We start from the raw sequence: 5,671 nt of genomic DNA, 5'->3' as shown, positions 1-5,671 counted from the left end.
AGGCATAGAGCCCCACCACCCGCTCGGCCACGTGGCACAGCGGAAGGAAGCACATGCGCTCGTCGCGTTCGTCCTGCGGCAGGATGCGGTTCTGCCCGTGCACCACCGTCACCAGGCTGCGGTTGTTGTGCATGGCGCCCTTGGGCTTGCCGGTGGTGCCCGAGGTGTAGATCAGGATGGCCAGGTCCTCGGGGCCACGCAGCTCGCGCAGGCGTTCGAACTCGCCGGGGTGCGCCGCGTCGTGCGCACGGCCGCGCTCGCGCAGCGCGTCCAGGGTGATCACCATCGGGTCGCTGAACTCGGCCAGGCCCTTGGGGTCGATCAGCACGATGGTGTGCAGCAGCGGCAGACGGGCGCGCACCTCCAGCGCCTTGTCCAGTTGCTCCTCGTCCTCCACCACCAGCACGGTGGTGCGCGAGTCCTCGCACAGGTAGTGCACCTGGGCCGCGGCGTCGGTGGGATAGATGCCGTTGGAGACGCCCGCGGCACCCAGCACGGCGAGGTCGAGCCACACCCATTCGACGCGCGTGTTCGACAGGATCGACACGCAGTCGCCGGGCGCGAGGCCCTGCGCCACCAGGCCCATCGCGAGTTCGCGCACCAGCGTGCCGACCTCGTTCCAGCTCCAGCCGCGCCAGACGCCGAGGTCCTTCTGCCGCATCATGACGCGGTCGCCACGCGCCGCGACGCCGGCCCAGAAGATGCGCGAGATGGTGTCGCCGGGGACGACGAGGTCGTCCGTGGGCCTGAAGTGATCGAGATTCCAGAGTGCCATGCGCTGCCTCACCGCCAGTTCTTCTTTTTCTTCCAGCGCCGGTCTCCGCGGGCGCCGGCTTCCTTCATGCCGAGGTAGAACTCCTTGATGTCGTCCTTCTCGCGCAGCCGGTCGCAGGCGTCGTCCATGACGATGCGACCGTTCTCCAGCACGTAGCCGTGGTCGGCCACGTTCAGCGCCATGTTGGCGTTCTGCTCGACAAGCAGGATGGTGGTGCCGCGCTCGCGGTTGATGCGCACCACGATCTCGAAGATTTCCTTGGTCAGCCGCGGCGACAGGCCCAGGCTGGGCTCGTCGAGCAGGATCATGGCCGGGCCGGCCAGGATGGCGCGGGAGATGGCGAGCATCTGCTGCTGTCCGCCCGAGAGCAGCCCGGCGTCCTGCGCGGCGCGCTCGCGCAGGATGGGGAAGTAGCCGAACACCGTCTCCATGTCGCGGGCCACCGCGTCGCGGTCGCGCCGGGTGTAGGCGCCCATCAGCAGGTTGTCGCGCACCGAGAGCAGCGGAAACACCTCGCGGCCTTCGGGCACATGCGACAGGCCACGGCGCACGATCCAGGCCGGGTCGCGCGCCGTGATCTCCTCGCCCTCGAAGACGATGCTGCCCTTCTGCGGATCGATGATGCCGCTGATGGTCTTCAGGATGGTGGATTTGCCCGCGCCGTTGGAGCCCAGCACCGTCGCGATCTGCCCCGGCATCACGCGCAGGCTCACGCCGCGGATGGCCTTGACGGGGCCGTAGGCGCTTTCGACGTTGGCGAGCGACAGGGTCGGCTGCATGTCGGCCTGCGGCGCATGTGCGGCAATCGGCAGCGCGCTCATGCCATCGCCTCCATGCGCGGACGGCGCAGCGACGCCACATCGTCCACCGTGCCCAGGTAGGCCTCGATCACCGCCGGGTCGGACTGCACGGCGGCCGGCTCGCCCAGTGCCAGCACGGCGCCCTGGTTCATCGCCAACACCCGGTCGGACACCTTGGACACCAGGCCCATGTCGTGCTCGACCATCAGCACCGTCACGCCCAGGTCGCGCCGGATGTCCTGGATCCAGAAGGCCATGTCGCCGGTCTCCTCCACGTTGAGGCCGGACGAGGGCTCGTCCAGCAGCAGCAGCCGCGGCTCGGTGCACAGGGCGCGCGCCAGCTCCACGACCTTGCGCACGCCGTAGGGCAGGCCCGCCACCTGCGCATCGCGGTAGTGCTGCAGGTCGAGCAGGTCGATCACCTCCTCCACCTTGCGACGCGTCTCGCGCTCGGCGCGGCGCACCTGGGGCAGGAAGAGCATCTCGCTCCACACGCTCGTGCGGCGGCGGATGTGGCGGCCGATGAGGAGGTTCTGCAACACCGTCGCGTGCTCGAAGAGCTCGATGTTCTGGAAGGTGCGGGCGATGCCCAGGGCCGCCACCCCATGCGGCGGCACGTCGTTCAGGCGGCGGCCGGCAAACTGCAGCTCGCCGGTGGTGGCCTCGTAGATGCGGCTGATGAGGTTGAAGACCGTGGTCTTGCCCGCACCATTGGGGCCGATCAGCGTGAACACCTCACCGGGCATCACGTCGAAGCTCACGTCGTTGACCGCCAGCACGCCGCCGAAGCGCACGCTGAGGTGACGGGCCGAGAGAAGGGGCTGTGCGTTCACTTCAGCCTTTCGGATTTGGCGTAGGACTTCTGGCGGCGGAACATGCCGCGGCGGTAGAAGGGGTAGAGCTCCAGCCAGGTGCGCAGCTTGAGCCAGCGGCCGTAGATGCCCAGCGGCTCCAGCATCACGAAGGCGATCAGCACGCCGCCGTACACCACGCTCTGCAGCCCCGCGGCCTGCGCCATGGCGGGGGGCAGCCAGTCCTTGGCCAGGGAGATCAGCTGCGGCATGCCGATCAGGAAGATGGCGCCGAAGAAGGCGCCGTGCATGGAGCCCAGCCCGCCCACCACGATCATCAGCACCAGGTCGATGGACTGCACCAGGCCGAACTGGTCGGGCGAGATGAACTGCATCTTGTGCGCATACAGCGCGCCGCCCAGGCCCGCCAGCGCGGCGGAGATGGCGAAGGACATGAACTTGAAGCGCGCCAGCGGAATGCCCATGCTCTGCGCCGAGATCTCCGAATCGCGCATGGCGACGAAGGCGCGGCCGGTGGGCGAGCGCAGCAGGTTCAGCACCACCAGCGTGGCGCCGACCATACACAGCAGGCACAGGAAGTACAGCGCCTCGGTGCTGTCCAGCGGCCGGCCGAAGAGCGTGGCGCTGGCCACCGCCTTGCCGGCGTTGCCGCCGGTCACGCTCTCCCAGCGGGCCAACACCTCCTCGACGATGAAGCCGAAGGACAGGGTGGCGATCGCCAGGTACATGCCCTTGACGCGCAGCGCCGGCAGGCCCACCACCACCCCCACGGCCGCCGCCAGCGCCATCGAGCAGGCCAGGCTCACGGGTAGCGGCCAGCCGCGCGCGATCAGGTAGGCCTCGGTGTACGCCCCCACGCCCATGAAGGCCGCATGGCCGATGGAGAACTGCCCCGTGAAGCCGGCCAGCAGCATCAGCCCCACGGCCACGATGGCGTAGATGAAGACGAAGGTCAGCTGCGCGACCCAGTAGGTGGACAGCAGCCAGGGCGCGGCGAGCAGCGCCAAGAGCAGCAGCCCGTACCAGAAGCGCTGGCCGCCGTGGCGGGCCAGGTCGATGTCCTGGTCGTAGCAGGTCTTGAAGATGAAACGCATGGCTCAGACCTTCTTGCGGGCGCGGTCGCCGAAGAGCCCGGTGGGCTTGATGGCCAGCATGAGCAGCACCACCACGTAGGGCACCACGTCCTTGAAGCCTTCGGGCAGGTAGAAGCCCGACAGCGCCTCGACCAGGCCGATGATCAGACCGCCCACGATGGCGCCCGGCAGGCTGCCGAAGCCGCCCACGATGGCCGCCGGAAAGGCCTTGAGCCCGATGAAGCCCATGTTGGCGTGCACGAAGGTGACCGGCGCCAGCAGCAGGCCGGCGGCGGCGGCCACCGCGGCGGCCAGCGCCCACACCAGCCCGTTGAGGCGCTGCACCGGAATGCCCATGTAGTAGGCCGCCAGCTGGTTCTGCGACGAGGCCTGCATGGCGATGCCCACGCGCGTGAAGCGGAACAGCAGCCAAAGCGCGGTGCACAGGCCCGCCGTCGCCACGATCACCACCAGCTGCTCGGCGCCCAGGACCACCGCGCCGCCCAGGGCCACGGTCTCACCCTTGTAGGGGACGGCGAGCGTGTGGGTGTCGGTGCCCACGCCCGGCACCATGGTGGTCAGCCCGCGCATCACATAGCCCAGGCCGAAGGTGAGCATCACGATGGTGAACTGCGGCTGGCCCAGCACCGGCCGCACGATCAGCCGCTCGATCAGCAGGCCGAGCAGCGCCATGGCGCCCAGCGCCGCCAGGGCGGCCAGCCAGAAGGGCCAGCCGAACAGGCCCATGCCCGCGAAGCCGGCGAAGGCGCCCAGCATCATCAGGTCGCCCTGCGCGAAGTTGACGGTCTCGGTGGCCTTGTAGATGAGCACGAAGCCCAGCGCGATCAGCCCGTAGACGCAGCCCTGCGCCAGGCCTGCGATGACGATCTGCAGTACCAGCAATGGTTTGTCTCCTGCTCGTTGTTCGTTCTGCGTGCCGGCATGGGCCGGCGCGGAACGAACCATAAGCAGTCCGACGGGACGGAATATCGTCGCATCCGACGATCTCCCGGCAGGGTGCGGGTTTGAACCGAGACGAGAAGGATGAAAGCGCAACGCGGCACGGGCCGGCGGGCCCGTGCGTGGGCAGGCGGCGCCTCAGGTGCGCGCGGCGCGCAGGTCCTGCAGCCGCTGCTCGGCCTGCTGGCGCAGGTCGGCATACACGCTGCGGCCGTGGGCATCGATGGCCACGGTGGCCGGCCCCAGGTCCTCGACCTCCAGCGTCAGCAACCGGAACTGGGCGATGTAGTCGGTCCAGTGAACGGCGACCACGCGCCGGATGGCCTGCGACAGCAGCGTGCAGCCGCCGCCCAGGAAGGACAGGTACACGCAGCCCTGCCGCTGCAGCGCCTGCACGCTGGCGGCATCCAGGCCGCCCTTGCCGCCCACCAGCCGCAGGCCGGCACCTTCGATGAGGGCCGGCATGTAGGGGCTGTAGCGGGTGCTGGTGGTGGGGTTGAGGTAGAGCGCCTCGTGGCCCTGCCCGTCCGCGCGCTCGCGGTTGAAGCAGCTCAGGTGAAAGAAGGCGCCGCCGTGCAGGTCCACCGGCAGCGGCTCGCCGCGCGCCAGGTGGTCCACCATGCGCTGGTGCGTGGGCAGGCCGATGGACATGGTGACCGTGCCGCTGACGGTGACCAGGTCGCCCACCGCCAGGGCCACGGCCTCGGCGCGCTCGAGAGGCAGTCGCAGCGCCTTCATTCCATGCGCTCCACGCGGCCATCGGCATGCAGGCGCGCCCGCGTGCGGCGGTTGATCCAGCAGTTCAGGCTCACGGCGACCGGCACGAAGCCGTGCGAGGCCGCGTACTCGATGTGCACCGCCATGGCCGTGGTGTCGCCGCCCGTGCCCATGGGGCCGAAGCCCAGGCGGTTGATGGCGGCGAGCAGCCGGCCTTCCATCGCGGCCAGCACGGGCTCCGGGTTGGTCCGGCCGAAGGGGCGCAGCACGGCCTCCTTGGCGATGCGCGCCGCATGGTCGAAGGTCCCGCCAATGCCCACCCCCACGACGATGGGCGGACAGGGCTGCGAGCCGGCGCGCATCACCGTGTCGAGCACGTAGTTCTCGATGGTCTCCAGCGAGGGGTAGACGAAGGTGTCCAGCGCCTCCCACCGGCCCGTGCCCATGGCCTTGGGCGCGCAGGTGATGTCCACGTAGTCGGCCTCGTCCAGCAGGTCGAAGGTGACGATGGGCATGTCCTTGCCCGCATGGCTG

Annotated in this window: 7 protein-coding genes; all 7 read right to left on the bottom strand. The window is 69.5% G+C overall.

What is annotated here, in order from left to right:
* On the bottom strand, nucleotides 1-775 hold a 775-nt coding region (locus tag QZ772_RS02445), incomplete at its 3' end, for an AMP-binding protein (protein WP_295522674.1).
* 8 nt (nucleotides 776-783) lie between these two features.
* Entirely contained in the window at nucleotides 784-1,554 is a 771-nt protein-coding gene (locus QZ772_RS02440; RefSeq protein WP_295522675.1) for an ABC transporter ATP-binding protein, read from the bottom strand.
* Nucleotides 1,555-1,592: 38 nt separating this feature from the next.
* On the bottom strand, nucleotides 1,593-2,408 hold the full coding sequence (locus QZ772_RS02435; protein WP_295522673.1) for an ABC transporter ATP-binding protein: 816 nt from the start codon (nucleotides 2,406-2,408) through the stop codon (nucleotides 1,593-1,595).
* Nucleotides 2,405-3,481, bottom strand: coding sequence for a branched-chain amino acid ABC transporter permease (locus QZ772_RS02430; RefSeq protein WP_295522672.1), 1,077 nt, complete (start codon nucleotides 3,479-3,481; stop codon nucleotides 2,405-2,407). The genes QZ772_RS02435 and QZ772_RS02430 overlap by 4 nt, the downstream gene beginning before the upstream one ends.
* Nucleotides 3,482-3,484: 3 nt before the next feature.
* The gene (locus tag QZ772_RS02425; protein WP_295522671.1) at nucleotides 3,485-4,363 is read right to left on the bottom strand and encodes a branched-chain amino acid ABC transporter permease; all 879 of its coding nucleotides are present in this window, start codon (nucleotides 4,361-4,363) and stop codon (nucleotides 3,485-3,487) included.
* A gap of 195 nt (nucleotides 4,364-4,558) precedes the next feature.
* Nucleotides 4,559-5,158: a fumarate hydratase C-terminal domain-containing protein gene (locus QZ772_RS02420; RefSeq protein WP_295522670.1), complete on the bottom strand. Its 600-nt coding sequence runs from the start codon at nucleotides 5,156-5,158 to the stop codon at nucleotides 4,559-4,561.
* A partial coding sequence (locus QZ772_RS02415) for a fumarate hydratase (RefSeq protein ID WP_295522669.1) occupies nucleotides 5,155-5,671 on the bottom strand: 517 nt, incomplete at its 5' end. The genes QZ772_RS02415 and QZ772_RS02420, both read right to left, overlap by 4 nt.

Origin of the sequence: uncultured Pseudacidovorax sp. (assembly GCF_913773995.1) — a bacterium.
Lineage (GTDB): Bacteria > Pseudomonadota > Gammaproteobacteria > Burkholderiales > Burkholderiaceae_C > Xenophilus.
The sequence above is the reverse complement of the archived record's forward strand: the minus strand, read 5'-3'. Positions and strand labels throughout refer to the sequence as shown.